The organism is Agathobacter sp. LCP21S3_B2 (assembly GCF_052118705.1).
In the GTDB taxonomy this organism is placed as follows: Bacteria; Bacillota; Clostridia; order Lachnospirales; family Lachnospiraceae; genus Roseburia.
Genome location: NZ_JBQKGQ010000004.1, coordinates 1 through 17,986 on the forward strand (window position 1 = coordinate 1; position 17,986 = coordinate 17,986).

General features: G+C 42.5%; 15 protein-coding genes. 14 read left to right on the forward strand and 1 reads right to left on the reverse strand.

The window, feature by feature from the left end:
* Window positions 1-144: 144 nt before the first annotated feature.
* The 3 genes from ACTQ1L_RS03795 (at window position 145) to ACTQ1L_RS03805 (ending at window position 2,577) form a co-directional block, all read left to right on the forward strand.
* The gene (locus ACTQ1L_RS03795) at window positions 145-387 is read left to right on the forward strand and encodes a hypothetical protein (RefSeq protein ID WP_441365496.1); all 243 of its coding nucleotides are present in this window, start codon (window positions 145-147) and stop codon (window positions 385-387) included.
* 15 nt (window positions 388-402) lie between these two features.
* Window positions 403-1,059: an acyltransferase family protein gene (locus ACTQ1L_RS03800; RefSeq protein WP_441365497.1), complete on the forward strand. Its 657-nt coding sequence runs from the start codon at window positions 403-405 to the stop codon at window positions 1,057-1,059.
* Window positions 1,060-1,461: 402 nt separating this feature from the next.
* A complete protein-coding gene (locus tag ACTQ1L_RS03805; protein ID WP_441365498.1) occupies window positions 1,462-2,577 on the forward strand; it encodes a hypothetical protein in 1,116 nt (371 codons plus the stop codon).
* 41 nt (window positions 2,578-2,618) lie between these two features.
* Here the strand turns inward: ACTQ1L_RS03805 and ACTQ1L_RS03810 are convergent, their stop codons facing one another.
* Window positions 2,619-4,085: a flippase gene (locus ACTQ1L_RS03810; protein WP_441365499.1), complete on the reverse strand. Its 1,467-nt coding sequence runs from the start codon at window positions 4,083-4,085 to the stop codon at window positions 2,619-2,621.
* A gap of 131 nt (window positions 4,086-4,216) precedes the next feature.
* Between ACTQ1L_RS03810 and ACTQ1L_RS03815 the strand changes: the two genes are divergently transcribed.
* The 11 genes from ACTQ1L_RS03815 (at window position 4,217) to arcC (ending at window position 17,819) form a co-directional block, all read left to right on the forward strand.
* The gene (locus tag ACTQ1L_RS03815) at window positions 4,217-4,636 is read left to right on the forward strand and encodes a GtrA family protein (RefSeq protein ID WP_321112071.1); all 420 of its coding nucleotides are present in this window, start codon (window positions 4,217-4,219) and stop codon (window positions 4,634-4,636) included.
* Window positions 4,637-4,805: 169 nt separating this feature from the next.
* The gene (locus ACTQ1L_RS03820; protein ID WP_441365500.1) at window positions 4,806-6,752 is read left to right on the forward strand and encodes a polysaccharide biosynthesis protein; all 1,947 of its coding nucleotides are present in this window, start codon (window positions 4,806-4,808) and stop codon (window positions 6,750-6,752) included.
* A gap of 79 nt (window positions 6,753-6,831) precedes the next feature.
* A complete protein-coding gene (locus ACTQ1L_RS03825; RefSeq protein ID WP_441365501.1) occupies window positions 6,832-8,049 on the forward strand; it encodes a DegT/DnrJ/EryC1/StrS family aminotransferase in 1,218 nt (405 codons plus the stop codon).
* Window positions 8,042-8,731: a sugar transferase gene (locus ACTQ1L_RS03830; RefSeq protein ID WP_441365502.1), complete on the forward strand. Its 690-nt coding sequence runs from the start codon at window positions 8,042-8,044 to the stop codon at window positions 8,729-8,731. Before ACTQ1L_RS03825 ends, ACTQ1L_RS03830 begins: the two co-directional genes overlap by 8 nt.
* Window positions 8,732-8,757: 26 nt before the next feature.
* Complete coding sequence (locus tag ACTQ1L_RS03835) at window positions 8,758-9,606, forward strand: glycosyltransferase (RefSeq protein WP_441365503.1); 849 nt, start codon at window positions 8,758-8,760, stop codon at window positions 9,604-9,606.
* A 66-nt stretch (window positions 9,607-9,672) separates the two neighbouring features.
* Window positions 9,673-11,403, forward strand: coding sequence for a phospho-sugar mutase (locus ACTQ1L_RS03840; protein WP_441365504.1), 1,731 nt, complete (start codon window positions 9,673-9,675; stop codon window positions 11,401-11,403).
* 47 nt (window positions 11,404-11,450) lie between these two features.
* A complete protein-coding gene (locus tag ACTQ1L_RS03845) occupies window positions 11,451-11,609 on the forward strand; it encodes a hypothetical protein (protein WP_015568264.1) in 159 nt (52 codons plus the stop codon).
* 1 nt (window position 11,610) lies between these two features.
* Window positions 11,611-12,837, forward strand: coding sequence for an LCP family protein (locus ACTQ1L_RS03850; RefSeq protein ID WP_321111854.1), 1,227 nt, complete (start codon window positions 11,611-11,613; stop codon window positions 12,835-12,837).
* Between the two features lie 256 nt (window positions 12,838-13,093).
* Window positions 13,094-14,302 carry a UTP--glucose-1-phosphate uridylyltransferase gene (locus tag ACTQ1L_RS03855; protein WP_441365505.1) on the forward strand — a complete coding sequence of 403 codons (1,209 nt, stop codon included), beginning with the start codon at window positions 13,094-13,096 and terminating at the stop codon, window positions 14,300-14,302.
* Between the two features lie 307 nt (window positions 14,303-14,609).
* Entirely contained in the window at window positions 14,610-16,259 is a 1,650-nt protein-coding gene (locus ACTQ1L_RS03860; RefSeq protein WP_441365506.1) for a trypsin-like peptidase domain-containing protein, read from the forward strand.
* Between the two features lie 627 nt (window positions 16,260-16,886).
* On the forward strand, window positions 16,887-17,819 hold the full coding sequence (arcC, locus tag ACTQ1L_RS03865) for a carbamate kinase (RefSeq protein WP_015568260.1): 933 nt from the start codon (window positions 16,887-16,889) through the stop codon (window positions 17,817-17,819).
* The last annotated feature ends 167 nt before the right edge of the window (window positions 17,820-17,986 follow it).

Here is a 17,986-nt window from a genome sequence, read left to right on the forward strand (position 1 = left end):
ATAGTGGTCTTTTTCTATTCACTAAATAGGTGAAAAGCAATATTCAATTAAAATACAGTAACTGCGCGGAATTCAGCTGCTGATGCTGTTATTCCGTGAATAATTCAGGTTAAATGTGATAATTTATTAATAGATGCTACCGGCATGAAAGCAATATTTGTCGAATTGAAGGGAACTGATTTGGCACATGCGTTGCAGCAAATAAACCAAACAATTGATATGATGAGAGATGATATTCCTAATTGTACTAAATATGCGAGAATTGTTACATCAAACAGAACGAATGTGCCAAATATAAGAGCAAATCCTGAATACATAAAGCTTTATAAAAAGGCAAATGTCAAGGTGTCGGCAAATTTGATAGAAGAGAAAATTAGCAGTTTATAAATTTGAGGACATAACATGCAAACCAACACCACCCGAGATAAAACAATTGATTTCATAAAGGGCATCCTTATTTTATTTGTGATTTTAGGTCACACTACATTGGGCCTGACAGACATGTATTCATTTGATGATACAATGAATGGTATCACAAATGTCATATACAGCTTTCATATGCCTTGCTTCATCGCAGTCTCGGGCTTCTTATACAGGGAATATGTAAGGAATGCTTCACAAGGTATTTCTAGCCGGATAGGTCATAAATCATTTAATATCCTGCTGCCTTATGTGATGATTTCAGTTATTTACTGGATGATTAAATTTGCACTTTCAAATTTGTTAAGGGAGCCGCTCAGTGTTAGCAGCCTGATAAGCATACCATGGAAGCCTATAGAGATTTTTTGGTACTTATATGCACTGTTTCTCATATATTGTGTGGCGTATATGGCTGATTATGTGTTTGCGAGACTTCTGCCACATTTTAAGAATAAAATGGAGCTTTTATTTGTGCTGTTTTTTATAATTGCTTTGACATCCTATGGCAGATTTCACTATGTGGGCTTTAACTACATAGCCTGCTTTCAGATGTACTTTTATCTGGGATGCCTGATTAAGAAGTGGCTTGATAAACTGGATAATAGATATGCTGTGTTGAGCGGTCTACCGCCTGTATAGTGACAGTATTTATATTTGCAGTAAGCTATTTTTTATCAGGGTATTGTGATTTCCCTAAATGGTTACAGACTATCGGCCGTGGCAGCATGCCGTTTTATGCGATGCATGTGATATTTGTAGGTGGAATCAGGATTATATTGGACAGGGCTGGTATAACCAATATGGCACTGCAGTGTATATGTGGATTTGCAGGAAGCACTGCTATATGCTGGATTTTGTTTGAATGTATTATAAAGAAAATCAGATTAATCAATTTTATATTCTACCCAGGTAAACAGCTTCATATCAGAAAATGACAAATAGGAATCAGGGTGTTGTTTTTTAACACTAATCCGATATACTATATAGTGCTTGTTGAAGAAAAATATCAAAATGAATAGTTTTAATAGAAAAGGAAACACCATGAAATTTATTAAAATCTCTGCATTTGCAATAGTCCTCCTATTGCTCGTGCAAATAGTATCAAAGGCATTTATTGCCATTGACAGCAGCGATATCGAAAATATATATGGTTTTTATGCAGAGCCAAAGAACAGTCTTGATATGGTCATGATTGGACCAAGCGAGGTATACACGGGCTATGCGCCGGCTCTGGCATGGGAGGAGTATGGCCTTAAGTCATGCAATCTTTCAATAGGAGCTGTGCCATGCAATATGTACAAGTCCATCGTCACGGAGATTGTGAAGAGACAGAAGCCGAAGCTTCTTGTGATCAGTGCTGCAGCATTTAGTCAGGGCAATTGGAATCTGACTGATGAGGTTTATCTGAGAAAGTGGATTGACAATATGCCTATGTCACAGAACAAGCTTGACACGGTAAAGACTATTCCCCAAAATATCAATAAGGATGATGAAAAGGTGAAGGATAACATATCGGATACCCTTTATTTTCCATTGGAGAAGTATCATGGCAACTGGAAGGACCCTGAGGCGGTGTATACCTCATTTGTCACTCGTGCCTATATGAGGCTCAGTGGTGGAGGTTATCTGAAGGGCTTTTATTCAAAAACAGGCATCACCGGAGGCCGTGACAATCTGGCAAATATCGGACAGCCCACTAAAGAAGCCTATGTGCTGACTGATGAGTGCAGGGAATATCTTAAGGAGCTGCTTTCGTACTGCAATAAGCTTGGCATAGAGCATGTGCTGTTGCTGCAGCCACCTCATGAGACACAGGCAGCTGATAAGTCAGGACTTGAGAAGATTGAAAGTATAACGAGGGAGTATGGGTACGATTTTCTTGATCTAAGTACTGATTATGAGAGCATTGCAGGGATAGATGATTCCCATGACTTCGCTGATTTTGAGCACCTGAATGCCTATGGTGCTCAAAAGCTTACGTCATATATTGGCAATATGGCTGTGAATCAATATGGTATAAAGTCTGATACGGCAAAATCAGAGCTTTCAAGATGGAAAAAGTCTGTGAAGAGGACTAAAAAAGCTCTGAAAATGGCAAGAGAATATACTGACAGAGGAGTGGCACAAGTGGTTGGTGAGTATGAGACTGCCAAATAAGTGAAGCTGCCGGGTAATCAATCGCTGCATAATGGTATTATTTAGTGACGTTTGATACGGGATTTAATGAGCCTTATGCCTTCCAACACCATCTCATCACGCATCAGTACAAGCAGCACCATATAGACTATAAATCCGGTCACAATCATAATCATTGTGTGCATGAAGCTGACTGACAGCCTTACATCCATGAGAAACAGTACTATAAGCATACAGACTGCTGATATGAGATATTTCCACGATAGAGAAAATATTTTTGGTATACTGAGCTCATTTCGTATGAAGTAAAGCTGTACAGCAGTTATTATTACCTCCGAGATGACAGAGGCTATGGCTGCACCGTATGAATAGAGCTGATGTATGAGAATCATATTCATGACAAAATTGGCTGCGGCTCCGATACATACTGAGCGTGTCAGCAGGCTTTCACGCTTGGTAGTTACCAGATACTGTATACCGATTACATTGCTTAAGCCTATAATCGGCAACAGTGTAGCCATTATCATGATGAGATATGGCACCTTTTCATATCCCGGACCGAAAAACCATGGCGAGAAATTGCGTGCGATGCCTATCAGGCCAAAGCACAGAGCAAGACCTATAAACCAGACGAATTGAAAGCTCTTATAAAGGAGAGCTTTTACTTCGTCTTTTTTATTTTCACTGAAGGCTCTTCCTATTCTTGGAAGCATCACAGTACCGAGTGAGGTTACGAGCATGAGGACCATTTTGGATATCTTGTTGGCCTGCTCATAGTAGCCGTTTTCTGTCATGCTGCCGGTTAGGTTGTTGAGCATGGTTTTGTCAAGCGCTGTGTATATGGTTGTCGCTATAGTAGGTACAAAGAGCGTGAGAGTAGCCCTTAGATGAGAGAATGGCTTAAGCTCCTTAAGATTTGGTCTGTCGACATATTGAGGTAGGTAAAACCAGATGGATATATTGGCAAAAAGCTCTAAAAGGCATACTCCTGCCACATATATGAGCAGATCACTCTCTGAGCGCACGGCGATGAAGATAAAAGCAATGTTTATGATTTTAAAAATCACGTTTCGACCGACTATTTTGCCAAATTCCTCAAGTCCCTGAAACAGCCAGGAGATATCAGAAGCAACTGATATCAGGTACACGGCTTCAATCAACAGCAGGTGCTTTTTGAGCGGTGAGTGTGGAAATGCAAGTGTGAATACCATATATGCGCACAGACACACAATCACGCTGATAACGGATAGAAGCTCTATCTCCCAGAAGGTTTTGGTGCGTTTGGCTCTGTCCTTTTGCAGGTATGCTATTTCCCTGTTTCCGTAGTTTACAGTGCCAAGTGCGGCAAACATGATAAAGTATGATACCAGCGAGTAGGTATAGCTGTAGGCACCTATTCCGTCTGCCTTAAGCACCCTCGAGAGGTACGGCGCGGTGATGAGCGGTGTGATCAGTGTGAGTATCTGGTAACTCACATTATATATGTAGTTTAGTTTTATACTCTTGTTTTTTTGTGTTTTATTTTTCATGCAGATATCATATCACATATTGACTTATTTTGGCTATGCAGTTATTATATAAAAATCGCAAATTAACATTACTATCAACTTACACGTATAAATTACGACAGGGGAATAAAGCCTGTCACATAGGTGGAGAAATGGATAATATTATAATACGAAACAGGAAAGAGGAGTTTAAGGAGCTTGTTTTATACACGTTTTTTGGCAATATGACCTTTGTGATCAGCATAGGCTCATATGCCATTTTTAATGTGATTTTTGGAATCAATGAGCTGATTGCAAATGCACTGGCATGGGTGTTTGCTGTACTTTTTTCATATGTTACCAACAAGAAGTGGGTGTTTAAGGTTGCCACGCCGACAAAGACGGCGTTTTTAGTACAGATGTTTGCTTTTTTCAGCGGAAGATTTATTACGCTTGTCATTGAAGAGACTATTATCTTTGTATTTATCACTGTTTTGGCATATCCGAGCATGTGGGTGAAGCTGGCTGCACAGGTGGTGGTTGTTGTGCTCAACTATGTGATAAGCAAGCTATTTGTTTTTAAAAATCGCTAGGTGTGGTATATTTAATAAAATTATAAGAACTATAATAGTGTGTGTATGGTATAATAAAACGTAAATTTATTTGAACTCAGTTTAATTAAATGCAGTTTATGAGAAGTTGATTTACATAGGGATATAGAAGCTGCTTTTTGCAGTGTGGGACAGAAGGAGAAAATCCTATATGAGTAATAGACTTGACATGAAAAAAGATACAAATAATCGAAAAGACAAAACAAAATACGATGGTCCGGAGAAGCCGGACGCATACATGGGCAATGACAAGCAATGGGTTTTCAGGGCATTGGTTCTTGCTTTTGTTGATATGTGTATTATTGCAATCTCATTCTTTTTCGCTTTGATGATCAGGTTTGAGTTTTCATATTCACATATTCCGCTTTCATTTCTTGAGGGCTATCTGCACATTGTGCCATTGTTTATGGTGATTTCACTTGTGGTGTTTTATATTTTCAGGCTTTACCACAGTATATGGCGCTTTGCGAGCATCAACGAGTTTATGCATATTATTGGTGCCTTTCTGGTGCTTACAGTTGTGAGCGTTATCATTCATGAGGTTTATGAGATCAAGATGCCGTATGCATTCTGGATTATCGGACTGATGCTCAGCTTTGCACTGTGCACAGCGTGCCGTTTTGCGTACAGATTTATCAGAACCGGTCAGAAGATGCTTGAGCAGAGAGGCTCCGCAAACGGTGATGAGAAGGTCATGATTATAGGAGCCGGAAATGCGGGCAGGATGCTTATCAGGGAGCTTATCATGAGCTCACATCTGCACACAAAGGCCTGCTGCATCATAGATGACAATCCGGCGAAGCTGGGGCGCTTTATAGACGGCGTGCCTATTGTCGGCAACCGAAATGATATTCCTGAGATGGTTGAGAAGTATGATATTACAAAGATTGTGTATGCTGTCCCATCCACATCAGGTAAGGACAGGAAGGATATACTCAATATTTGTAAGGACACAGGCTGTGATGTGTCTGTGGTTCCGGGAATCTATCAGATGGTGGACGGAAGAGTGTCGGTTTCCAATCTGCGTCCGGTAAGCATTGAGGATTTGCTTGGAAGAGATCCGGTTGTTGTGGATAATGACGGTATTCATTCATTTTTACAGGGCAAGGTGGTCATGGTCACAGGTGGCGGTGGCTCAATCGGTAGTGAGCTTTGCCGTCAGATAGCCAGGGAGGATCCTAAGCTTCTTATCATTTTTGATATTTACGAGAATAATGCATACGATATACAGCAGGAGCTGAAGCGCAAATATCCTTATGTAAGGGTGGAGACGCTGATTGGCTCGGTGCGCAATACTAACAGGCTGCACTATGTATTCCAGACATATCATCCGGAGATTATTTATCATGCGGCAGCACATAAGCATGTACCGCTGATGGAGGAAAGCCCGAATGAGGCAATAAAAAACAATGTGCTTGGCACATTAAAGCTCTCAAGGATTGCAGCTGAGTACCATGTGAAGAAGTTCGTGCTTATCTCTACGGATAAGGCGGTTAATCCGACCAATATCATGGGGGCATCAAAGCGTCTGTGTGAGATGGTTATACAGATGATGAACAGGCAGACAGAGACTGATTTTGTAGCGGTACGTTTTGGAAACGTGCTTGGCAGCAATGGTAGTGTTATACCGCTGTTTAAGAAGCAGATAGAGGATGGCGGTCCTGTTACGGTGACGGACAAGCGTATTATCAGGTATTTTATGACAATTCCGGAGGCCGTGGCGCTTGTGCTGCAGGCAGGGCTCTATGCTCACGGAGGAGAGATTTTCGTGCTCGACATGGGCGAGCCGGTCAAGATTGATGATATGGCAAGAAACCTTATCAGGCTTTCAGGACTGGAGCCGGATGTGGATATTCAGATTGTATACACAGGCCTGCGTCCGGGCGAGAAGCTATACGAGGAGATGCTGATGAGCGAGGAAGGCCTCAAGGAGACTCCGAACAAGCTGATTCATGTTGGTGAGCCTATTGAGATGGATGATGAGCTCTTTGAGAAGCAGCTTGAGATGCTCGAGAAGGCATGCACCTCAGAAGCAAAGGATATCAAGCAGATAGTGGCCTCTGTGGTAAAGACATATCATCCGGACCTGGAGGACTAAATATCTTTTGAAGCTCATAATATAGACTGTAAAAGCCGGATGTTTGGCATATTTCATGTCGGAAGCGAGGAACATAACTATGGAAAAGAGACAGATTTCATTTTCACCACCTGATATAACAGAGGCAGAGGTGTCAGCTGTTGCTGATGCGCTGCGAAGCGGTTGGATTACAACAGGTCCAAGAACCAAGGAGTTTGAGAAGAGGATTGCTAAGCTATGTGTTACGGATAAGGCTGTGGCTCTGGGCTCTGCTACTGCGTGTCTTGAGTCGATACTCAGATTTCTGGGAATAGGTGCAGGGGATGAGGTCATCACGAGCGCATACACATATACTGCATCTGCAAGCCCTGCTGTGCATGTAGGTGCAGCTCTTAAGTTTATAGACGTAGCACCTGATTCATTTGAGATGGATTACGATGCCATGGAAGCCGCTATTACAGAAAAGACAAAGGTTATTGTGCCGGTTGATATTGCAGGTGTGCCTTGTGACTATGACAGGATTTTTGACATTGTGGAGAGAAAGAAGGCTCTTTTTCATCCGTCAAATGATGTGCAGAGGGCAATCGGACATGTGATTGTGGCGGCTGACTCAGCTCATGCTTTTGGTGCTTCTTACATGAGAGCAGGTGAGCGGATTATGTGTGGCAATGTAGCTGATTTTACAAGCTTTTCATTCCATGCGGTCAAGAATCTGACCACCGCAGAGGGAGGAGCACTCACCTGGAGACCTATAGAGGGCTTTGATGACGAGTATATCTACAAGCAGTTTATGCTGCTTTCACTCCACGGACAGACAAAGGATGCTTTGCACAAGAATGGTCTGGGCAACTGGGAGTATGATATTGTGGCTCCTTCGTATAAGTGCAATATGACTGATATCCAGGCTGCTATTGGTCTGGTACAGCTTGACAGATATGAGGGGCTTCTCAAGAGGCGACGTGATATTATAGAGTGCTATGACGAGGCATTTGAGCCGCTTGGTCTCTTGACTGTGCCTCATTTTACAGACAGGCATATATCGAGCGGGCATTTGTATCTGCTTCGCATACCGGGCATCGGTGTGGAAAGGCGTAATGAGCTTATAGTGCAGATGGCGGAGCGAGGTATCGCCACAAATGTGCATTACAAGCCGCTTCCGATGATGACAGCATATAAGAATATGGGCTTTGACATAGCTGATTTTCCAAATGCTTATAATCAGTATGAGAATGAGATTACACTTCCTCTCAACACAAAGCTTAGCGATGAGGATGTGGAGTATATAATTAATAATTTATTGGAGATTTTACATGAGTAGATGGAGAACATGGGGAGAGATTCCTACATTCATGAAAAATGATTTTACACTTAAATATTACAGGCATCTGAGCAGAAAGAGGACAAGCATGGTATTCAAACGCTTTTTTGATGTGATTATGTCCGCTGTTCTTCTTGTGCTGCTTTCGCCTGTTATACTGGTCCTTGCTGTCTGGATAAAGGTAGATAGCAGAGGACCTGTTTTTTTCAGACAGGAGCGCATCACGCAGTATGGCAGGAAGTTTCGCATATTCAAGTTTAGAACTATGGTTAATGACGCTGACAAAAAGGGTTCACTCGTGACTGTCGGTGGGGATTCAAGAATCACAAGAGTCGGTGCTGTCATCAGAAAGTACAGGCTTGATGAGATCCCGCAGCTTATAAATGTGCTATGTGGTGATATGAGCTTTGTTGGCACAAGACCAGAGGTGGAGAAGTATGTCATGGCATATACACCAGCGATGATGGCGACACTTCTGATGCCTGCCGGAATCACAAGTGAGGCAAGCATCAGGTATAAGGATGAGGACAGGCTTCTTGAGGCTTCTGATGATGTGGATTACACATATATCCACAAGGTGCTGCCGGGCAAGATGAGGTACAATCTTAAGTATCTTAAGAGATTTTCACTGATAAATGATATCAGACTGTGCATAGAGACTGTGCTTGCGGTAATACATTAGTCTGCTTGTCTGGGAGGATGATATTTATGGATAAAGTCAAATTTTCAGTCTTACTGTCAATTTATTACAAGGAAAAGCCTGAGTATTTCAGGGAGTGTATGGAAAGCATATATTCACAGACTGTTTTACCGGACGAGATAGTGCTGGTGGAGGATGGCCGGCTGACAGATGAGCTTTATGAGGCAATCAGAGATTATGAATGCAGGCATTCGGAAATAAATTTTGTTACTGTAAAGCTTGAAAAAAACAGCGGGCTCGGTCTTGCGCTTGCTGAAGGCATAAAGCATTGCTCTAATGAGCTTGTGGCCAGAATGGATACGGATGATATATGTGTGCCTGACCGGTTTGAGAGACAGCTGAATGCTTTTTCGGAAAATCCGGGGCTTGATATCATAGGCGGCTACATCAGCGAGTTTTCCGATGATATGCATAATATTATATCAGAGAGGACAGTGCCTCTTGGAAATTATGTGATAAAGCAGTATCAGAGAAAGCGTGATGCGGTCAATCACATGACTGTGATGTACAAAAGGTCTGCGGTGCTTGCCGCGGGCAATTATCAGGACTGTCTGCTTATGGAGGATTCTCTTCTTTGGGCGAATATGATCAGAAATCACTGTCGTATGGCAAATATAGGTGAGACTCTTGTGTATGCCAGAACCGGTGATAATATGCTGAAGAGGCGTGGCGGCTTTGATTATTTCCTTAAATACAAGGCAGGAAGAAAGCGTATTTTAAAGACAGGGACCATAAGTGCGGCCGATTATTTTGTTACGGTTGCGGCACAGTTTGTTGTCTGTATGATGCCACTTTGGATGAGGAGCCTGGTGTTTAAAAAAATATTAAGGAACAAAAACTTTTCAAATGCACGTTAATGTGGTAAAATCGGTATGGTTAACATTAATAGGCTTATTACTAGCAGACATAGGAGGTTAATATAAATGGAATTTAGAGCGGAATACGAGAAATGGTGTACAGACCCATATTTTGATGAGGCTACAAAGGCAGAGCTTAAGGCTATCGCAGGTGATGATAAGGAGATAGAGGACAGATTCTATCGCACACTTGAGTTTGGTACAGCAGGTCTTCGTGGTGTAATAGGAGCCGGCACCAACAGGATGAATATATACACAGTTCGTCAGGCTACACAGGGACTGGCAAATTACATACTTTCACAGGGAGAGGACGCAGTAAAGAGAGGTGTTGCAATCGCACATGACTCACGTAATATGCATGATGAGTTCACAGATGCCACAGCTCTCTGTCTTGCAGCTAACGGAATCAAGACATATGTATTCCCACAGCTCGCACCTGTTCCGGAGCTTTCATACGCAGTAAGGACACTCGGCACGATAGCCGGTGTTGTTATCACAGCAAGCCACAATCCTCGTGAGTACAATGGATACAAGGTATACTGGGAGGATGGTGCACAGGTTACTCCACCTCACGATACAAGCATCATGGCTGAGGTGGCAAAGGTTACATCGTTTGATCAGGTAAAGACTATGGACAAGGCTGCTGCTATTGAGGCAGGTCTTTACAATGTCATCTCTGATGAGGTTGAGGAGGGATATTTCGGAGAGCTACGCAAGCTTTCTATCCATCCGGAGATTATCAAGGCTATGGCAAAGGATATCAAGATTGTTTACACACCACTCCATGGCACAGGTCTTCGCCCTGTACAGAGAGTGCTTAAGGATATGGGCTTTGAGAATGTATACATTGAGCCAAGCCAGGCAGTGCCTGATGGCAATTTCCCTACATGTCCTTATCCAAATCCTGAGAATCCTGATGCATGGAAGCTTGCACTTGAGCTGGCAAAGGAAAAGGATGCTGATATCGTTTTAGCAACTGACCCTGATGCCGACAGACTCGGTGTATACTGCAAGGATACAAAGACAGGTGAATATGTGACATTTACAGGAAATATGTCAGCTATGCTTATCGGTGAGTATATTTTAAGCCAGAAGAGTGCCAATGGTACTCTGCCTGAGAATCCTGCATTTGTTGAGTCAATTGTTTCTACAGATATGGGAAAGGCAATTGCGGCAGCATATGGTGTAAAGCATATCGAGGTTCTCACAGGCTTCAAGTATATCGGAGAGCAGATGCTCAAATTTGAAAAGACCGGCTGCAACAACTATGTATTTGGTATGGAGGAGAGCTACGGATGTCTGCCTGGCACATATGCAAGGGATAAGGATGCTCCTGCAGCAGTTTGCATGTTGTGTGAGGTGGCTGCTTTCTACAAGTCACAGGGCAAGACGCTCTGGGATGGCATGGTTGACATGTACGAGAAGTATGGCTACTACAGAGAGGGTATTTCCACACTGACTTTAAAGGGCATTGATGGTGCCGCACAGATAAATGAGATTATGACAAAGGCACGTGCCGCTGAGCCAAAGAAGTTTGGTGATTATCAGGTGATTGCTATCCGTGATTACAAGAATGACACAAGAAAAGATATGACAACAGGAAAGGTTGAGCCGACAGGTCTTCCTTCTTCCAATGTACTTTACTACGAACTTAACGATAACGCTTGGTGCTGCGTACGCCCTTCTGGTACAGAGCCTAAGATTAAATTCTATTTCGGAGTCAAAGGAGTGTCTCTTGAAGATTCACAGGCTAAGCTTGATGCTTTGTCAGCTGAGGTTCTCGGACAGTTTGAATAAAGACTATGATGAAAATATACATTTGCCCGGATTGTGGCTGGATACGGATGGTTTCAAGAAGGAAAGAGGTTGAATGCTTCAAGTGTGGCAGGCCGCAGATGCGTCTGACGAATCTGGAGTTTGGAAAATATACCAATATGTCAGAGAAGGAGCGTCAGGACTACGCAGACGCGTGGCTTTACATTCATAGGAAAAAGGAAAAATAACATGGCAAAAAAGAGAAGAAGAAAAAAGAAAAAAAGTGCGCGTAAGAAGCTGATACTCTTTGTGTTTGAAGTTTTACTATTGATAATTGTATTGGTTGTAGTGTGGGCTTACAATAAGACGCTTGGACAGGTAAAGTATGAAAAAGGGCTTACAAACAGTGAAGCTGGAATAAATGAAGATATTGATGAGGATGTACTTGCTAATATGCATGGATATCTGAATGTTGCATTGTTTGGTCTTGATAATAGAAGCAATGGTTCATACAATGAGGGACATTCCGATTGTATCATGATCGCTAGTCTGAATTATGATACTAAGGAGGTTCAGCTTGTTTCTGTCTACAGAGATACCTATCTTCCGATAGGAAACGGAAAATATGCCAAGGCTAATGCTGCATATGCAAATGGTGGTGCGAGAAGGGCAGTAGCCATGCTTAATTCAAATTTGGATTTGAATATTACTAAATATGTATGTGTGGACTGGAAGGCTCTTGTAGATGCCATAGATGATATCGGTGGTCTTGATCTTGAGATTACGAAGGCAGAGATGGAGGAAATCAATTTTCTGATTCCGGAGGTTGATTATACTACAGGATATAATACTCCTTATCTTGAGGATGATGGCATGCAGCATCTTGATGGAACTCAGGCTACGTGCTATGCACGTATCAGAAACACCTCCGGTGATGATTTCTTAAGGGCATCCCGTCAGAGAATTGTGCTTCAGGCTATGCTTGACAAGGCTAAACAGTCAGACTTAGGTTCGCTCACAGAGATGTGTAAGGATATTATGAGTCAGATAAGTACAAACTTTACAGCAGCAGAGATTGTGCAATATGCAACAGCTGTTACAAAATATCAGATGAAGGAGACAACAGGCTTCCCATTTGAGCTGACTACAATGAATCTGTCAACTACTGGCGATACCGTAATTCCTATAGATTTGGCACAGAATGTTTCTGAGCTTCATCAGTTCCTGTTTAATGAGACTGATTATCAGCCGACAGATACCGTTCAGACAGTAAGTGATAAGATTGCTAAAAAGACAGGTGTTACATCTAAGACTTCAGCATTTGATCTCACGCAGTACAATGATACTGTTGGCTCTGATGGAACTGAAGGGGCAAAGAAAAAGAATAAGGACAAGCAGGATGCCCTAAAGAAGAGTCAGTCAGAATCTGAAAATGATTCGACAACAAAATCATCATCCGATGATTCAGATGAGTAATTACCTGAAGTCAGTTATGAAGGTGTTATAAGGCATAAGATATACTAATTAAGCTTTATAAAGACAATATTTATATGGACAATATATCAGGGACCGGTCATTAGATTGGTCCCGCATACTTTAATATGGCTGATACAATTAATATATCAATAAAGTAATATTGCAATAACTGGTCTGTATGGTTACTAATAATCTATAGTTGATTAATGATTAAACATTAATTATCAATTATATTACAAGAACAAGGGAGAAATTTATGAAATCAGAAATCAAAGAAAAAATCACAGCAACAAACCAGAAATACTTAAAGAAATTTTTAACACAGGAAGCACCGGCAAAGCTTGAGTCACAGCTTGAGCACATGGATTGGTCATACCTTGATATGATTCACAACAAGGAGCAGCAGCGAGGTACATTCTCACCACTTGCAGCTATGGAGCTTTCAGAGATAGAGGCTAATAAGGATAAATATCTTGCAACAGGTCTTGATGCGGTCAAGAATGGCAAGGTCGGTGCAATTCTTCTTGCAGGTGGACAGGGCACACGTCTTGGTTTTGACAAGGCTAAGGGCATGTTTAATATCGGAAAGACAAAGGAGCTCTACATTTTCGAGCAGCTTATCGCAAACCTTATGAAGGTTACAAATCAGGCCGGTACATGGGTGCCGCTGTATGTCATGACAAGCGAGATAAATGATGGCATGACAAGAGAGTTTTTTGCAGAGCACGACTATTTTGGATACAATAAGGACTATGTGAAGTTTTTCGTTCAGGAGATGGTTCCGGCAGTTGATTTTGACGGCAATCTGCTCATGAAGTCTGAGGATTCACTTGCCATGTCACCAAACGGAAACGGTGGATGGTTCAAGTCACTCATCAATGCCGGTCTTGACAAGGATTTGAAGGACAAGGGGGTTGAGTGGCTCAATGTATTTGCTGTGGACAATGTGCTTCAGCAGATTGCAGATCCTGTATTTGTCGGTGCTACAATCGAGTCCGGCTGTGTCAGCGGCTCTAAGGTGGTCAGAAAGTGCGATCCATACGAGAGAGTAGGAGCTATGTGTCTTGAGAATGGCAAGCCTTCGATTGTTGAGTATTACGAGCTTACTCCTGAGATGGCAGAGGCAAAGAACGAGAATGGTTCATTACAGTATGGCTTTGGTGTTATCTTAAACTATTTATTCCGCGTGGACAAGCTCATGGCTATCGCAGAGAAGAGCCTTCCGCTTCATGTGGTAGAGAAGAAGGTACCTTACATTGATGAGAATGGAACAGAGCACAAGCCTGAGACTCCGAATGCATACAAGTTCGAGACACTCATCCTTGATATGGTATACATGATGGACAACAGCCTGCCATTTGAGGTAGACAGAGAGAAGGAGTTTGCACCTGTAAAGAATGCGACAGGTACAGATTCGGTTGAAACAGCGAGAGCACTTCTTGAGAAGAATGGAATTGAGATTTAATTGCTATCATTTGGTGCCGCACAGAGCTGACATTGATATTTAATATATGATTTATGGTAACTGTTTATTGGCAGGGAAAGTATTGATATTCTGCATTTTGTATATATCGCAGATTCATAGGTGCATCTGCTGATGAGCAGTTATTTTTATTTTTGTAAATATGCAGCTGGTTTTTTCATAATGCATCAGCTTTTTTGTTTTCAATTGTTCTGAATATTTACGATTTCCGAAAAAATAAATAATCTCGTCACAAATTAAACACAGATTGACAGTATACTTCTAAATATAAACGAAGGGAGAAATTATTATGGATAACAATTATGGAAATATGAATGACACAAATAATACTAACAGTACAAATAACAATACAAACAATGTAAATTTCACAATGTCGGGTAATCCTTACAATCCGGACGAGTCACAGAAGGCTGCACAGACTAATAATACATCAGCTGAAACCTATTCACAGAGCTACAACCCATATTCGCAGGCTTCTGAAGCAGCACAGCCAAATGTAAATCAGTCATATGCAAACCAGTCTTATTCTAATCAGTCATATAATTCAGGCACAAATAATAATGCATATGGTGGCACATCAGCCGGTTCAACAGGCAGCTCATATAGCCGGATGAATATGAATGGTCAGGCATACCAGCAAGGCAGCGCATATCAGAGTGGTCAGACGCAGAATACCCAATATCAGAACGCACAGTACCAAAATGCTGCAAAGCCTAAGAAACAGAGAACACCTAGAAAGCCTGGTGCATTTGGACCATTTGCAGCAAAGACAGTGGCGGCAGCTCTTATCTTCGGACTCGTTGGAGGCGGCGTTTTCACAGGAGTAAGCTATGTTGGCACGAGAGCTATTTCAAATTCTTCTACTGCAAGTGCAAAGCTTTCTACCACAACATCCGGTGGAACTAAGCAGACATCATCAGGGGATGCAAAGGATCTGACAGATGTATCATCTGTTGTCGATGAGGTTATGCCTAGCATCGTTGCTATCACAAATACAGGAACAGTCACCTACAACAGCTTTTTCGGAAAGAAGTCACAGCAGTCACAGAGCTGCGGCTCAGGTATCATTGTGAGTGAGGATGATGATTATCTCTACATTGCTACAAACAACCATGTTGTAGCAGATTCAGAGGAGCTTACAGTACAGTTTGATGATGATTCTGTGGTAAAGGCAGAAATCAGAGGAATGGATCCGGACGATGATCTTGCAGTTGTACGTGTAAAGAAAGCAGACCTTGGAAAAGATACTTACTCAAATATCAAGATTGCTACAATCGGAGATTCAGACAGTGTAGTTGTTGGAAGCCCGGCAATCGCTATCGGTAATGCACTCGGATACGGACAGTCTGTCACAACAGGTATAGTAAGTGCGCTTAACAGAACAGTAACTACACAGGATTCACAGACAGGTGAGACTGTTACCAACAACAAGCTTATTCAGACAGATGCAGCCATAAACCCTGGAAACAGTGGTGGAGCACTCTTAAATGAAAACGGCGAGGTCATCGGTATCAATTCCGTAAAATATTCTTCAACTGAGGTTGAGGGTATCGGATACGCAATTCCTATGTCAGTTGCAAAGCCTATTATTGAGAGCCTCATCCAGGATGGAAAGTATACAAATGAGAATCAGGCATACCTTGGAATAAAGGGTGGCGATGTTTCGTCTGAGATGGTAGCTTATGGTTTTCCACAGGGTGTGTATGTTTCATCTGTTTCAGCTGGTTCAGGTGCCGCAAATGCCGGCTTACAGGAGGGAGATATCATCACTGCTATTGACAGCACAAAGATTTCTTCTATGACAGAGCTGCAGTCAGCGTTAAAGAGCTATCAGGCCGGAGATAAGGTTACTCTTACCGTTGCCCGTCAGAGTGGCAGACAGTACGAAGAGAACAAGGTTGAAGTAACCTTAAGCTCTGCAAAGGATATCCAGCAGTAAACGGGGTGCTGTGGCAGTAGGTCGGGACGTAAGTCCCAGGCACCGGCGGCGCACACGTACTCTTGCGGTCGCTACGCTACGTGGCTAAGATACTGTACGAAAAATTATGCTTGAAGGGTTTCTATGCTTGACGAAACCGTCGAAACGCGCCGTCCATGGCACGGTTTCTCCTCACCCCTGCGTCCATGCAGGGGTGTTTCTGTGTTCCTTGGGCATAATTTCTACAGTATCTAAGCCACTTCGCTATGCGCTTCCGCAAGAGTACGTGTGCGCCGCCGGTACCCGGGGCTTACATCCCTTACGCTGTGGCAGATATGCGCTTACGTGTGCGCCACCGGTGCCCGGGGCTTACGTCCCTTACGCTGTGGCGGAATAGTGCTTACGTGTGCGCCTCTGCTATGCGCAGATTACGTTCGCTATGTTGTGGTAGAATGTTGTTCAAATCGGTTTAAAGTACTAGACAAATTCCCTAAAATATTAGATAATGTATGTAAATAATTTTACTTTTGCACCGCATAGGAATTCTTCAAAATTGATGGTTTATAAGTAGATTTATCATAGTATACACATCGGTTTATGATTATGAGATATAATACACATTGAGCGGATGCAGCATAGGAGGTCGGCATGAAGAAGAAAAAAATAGTTATTGCACTCGGACATGATGCTCTTGGAACAACTCTTCCGGAGCAGCACGAGGCTACAAAGCATACAGCAAAGGCAGTTGCAGATTTTATCAGGGACGATTATGAGGTTGTTATCACACACAGCAACGGACCGCAGGTGGGCATGATTCACACCGCGATGTCCGAGTTTTGCAGGATTTATCCTGAGTATACAGCTACACCTACAGCAGTCTGCTCTGCAATGAGCCAGGGCTATATAGGATATGATTTACAGAATGCTATCCGTACAGAGCTTCTTGGCAGAGGAATTTACAAGACCGTTTCTACAATACTTACACAGGTGGTTGTTGACCCATATGATGAGGCTTTTTATCATCCGACAAAGATCATTGGCCGTGTTATGACAGAGGCTGAGGCTGAGGAAGAGGAGAAGAAGGGCAACCATGTGACACAGGTTGAGGGAGGCTACAGAAGAGTTGTGGCAGCTCCAAAGCCTGTTGATATAGTGGAAAAGGATGCTATAAGGGCTCTTGTTGATGCGGATCAGGTTGTTATCGCATGCGGTGGCGGCGGAATTCCTGTGTTAGCACAGGATAATAAGCTTCAGGGCGCCAGTGCTGTTATCGAGAAGGATCTTGCAGCCGGAAAGCTTGCAGATACTCTTGATGCTGACAGACTTGTTATACTTACAAGTGTTGACAAGGTCTGCCTGAACTATGGCAAGGAGGATGAGAAGCCGCTTGATACCATGACTGTCGATGAGGCAAAGAAGTACCTTGCAGCAGGCGAGTTTGATGAGGGTACCATGGCTCCAAAGATTGAGGCGGCTATCGACTTTATCGGTGACTCTGCCATCCGTTCAGTGCTTATCACAAAGCTCAACAAAGAGGGCAAGACAGTTTCAGGTGGTATGGGCACTTTAATTACAAAGTAGAGCTTAATTGTTATAATTCACATATATCCCACACGTCTATATGAATTTTGCAGAGCAGATGTGTGGGTAGTTTTATAAAAACATCGTGCGGTTTTGCGAATGTGCGTGGGGTGGTTCTGAAGAGTTGAAAACAAGGTAACTATTCAGAACCCCCGAGAACAAGAAAA

Coding starts and splice junctions, on each gene's coding strand:
- ACTQ1L_RS03850 (WP_321111854.1), top strand. CDS start 11,611: ATGGCAAAAAAGAGAAGAAGAAAAAAGAAAAAAAGTGCGCGTAAGAAG.
- ACTQ1L_RS03830 (WP_441365502.1), top strand. CDS start 8,042: ATGAGTAGATGGAGAACATGGGGAGAGATTCCTACATTCATGAAAAAT.
- ACTQ1L_RS03795 (WP_441365496.1), top strand. CDS start 145: ATGAAAGCAATATTTGTCGAATTGAAGGGAACTGATTTGGCACATGCG.
- arcC (WP_015568260.1), top strand. CDS start 16,887: ATGAAGAAGAAAAAAATAGTTATTGCACTCGGACATGATGCTCTTGGA.
- ACTQ1L_RS03840 (WP_441365504.1), top strand. CDS start 9,673: ATGGAATTTAGAGCGGAATACGAGAAATGGTGTACAGACCCATATTTT.
- ACTQ1L_RS03825 (WP_441365501.1), top strand. CDS start 6,832: ATGGAAAAGAGACAGATTTCATTTTCACCACCTGATATAACAGAGGCA.
- ACTQ1L_RS03855 (WP_441365505.1), top strand. CDS start 13,094: ATGAAATCAGAAATCAAAGAAAAAATCACAGCAACAAACCAGAAATAC.
- ACTQ1L_RS03860 (WP_441365506.1), top strand. CDS start 14,610: ATGGATAACAATTATGGAAATATGAATGACACAAATAATACTAACAGT.
- ACTQ1L_RS03815 (WP_321112071.1), top strand. CDS start 4,217: ATGGATAATATTATAATACGAAACAGGAAAGAGGAGTTTAAGGAGCTT.
- ACTQ1L_RS03805 (WP_441365498.1), top strand. CDS start 1,462: ATGAAATTTATTAAAATCTCTGCATTTGCAATAGTCCTCCTATTGCTC.
- ACTQ1L_RS03820 (WP_441365500.1), top strand. CDS start 4,806: ATGAGTAATAGACTTGACATGAAAAAAGATACAAATAATCGAAAAGAC.
- ACTQ1L_RS03845 (WP_015568264.1), top strand. CDS start 11,451: ATGGTTTCAAGAAGGAAAGAGGTTGAATGCTTCAAGTGTGGCAGGCCG.
- ACTQ1L_RS03800 (WP_441365497.1), top strand. CDS start 403: ATGCAAACCAACACCACCCGAGATAAAACAATTGATTTCATAAAGGGC.
- ACTQ1L_RS03810 (WP_441365499.1), bottom strand. CDS start 4,085: ATGAAAAATAAAACACAAAAAAACAAGAGTATAAAACTAAACTACATA.
- ACTQ1L_RS03835 (WP_441365503.1), top strand. CDS start 8,758: ATGGATAAAGTCAAATTTTCAGTCTTACTGTCAATTTATTACAAGGAA.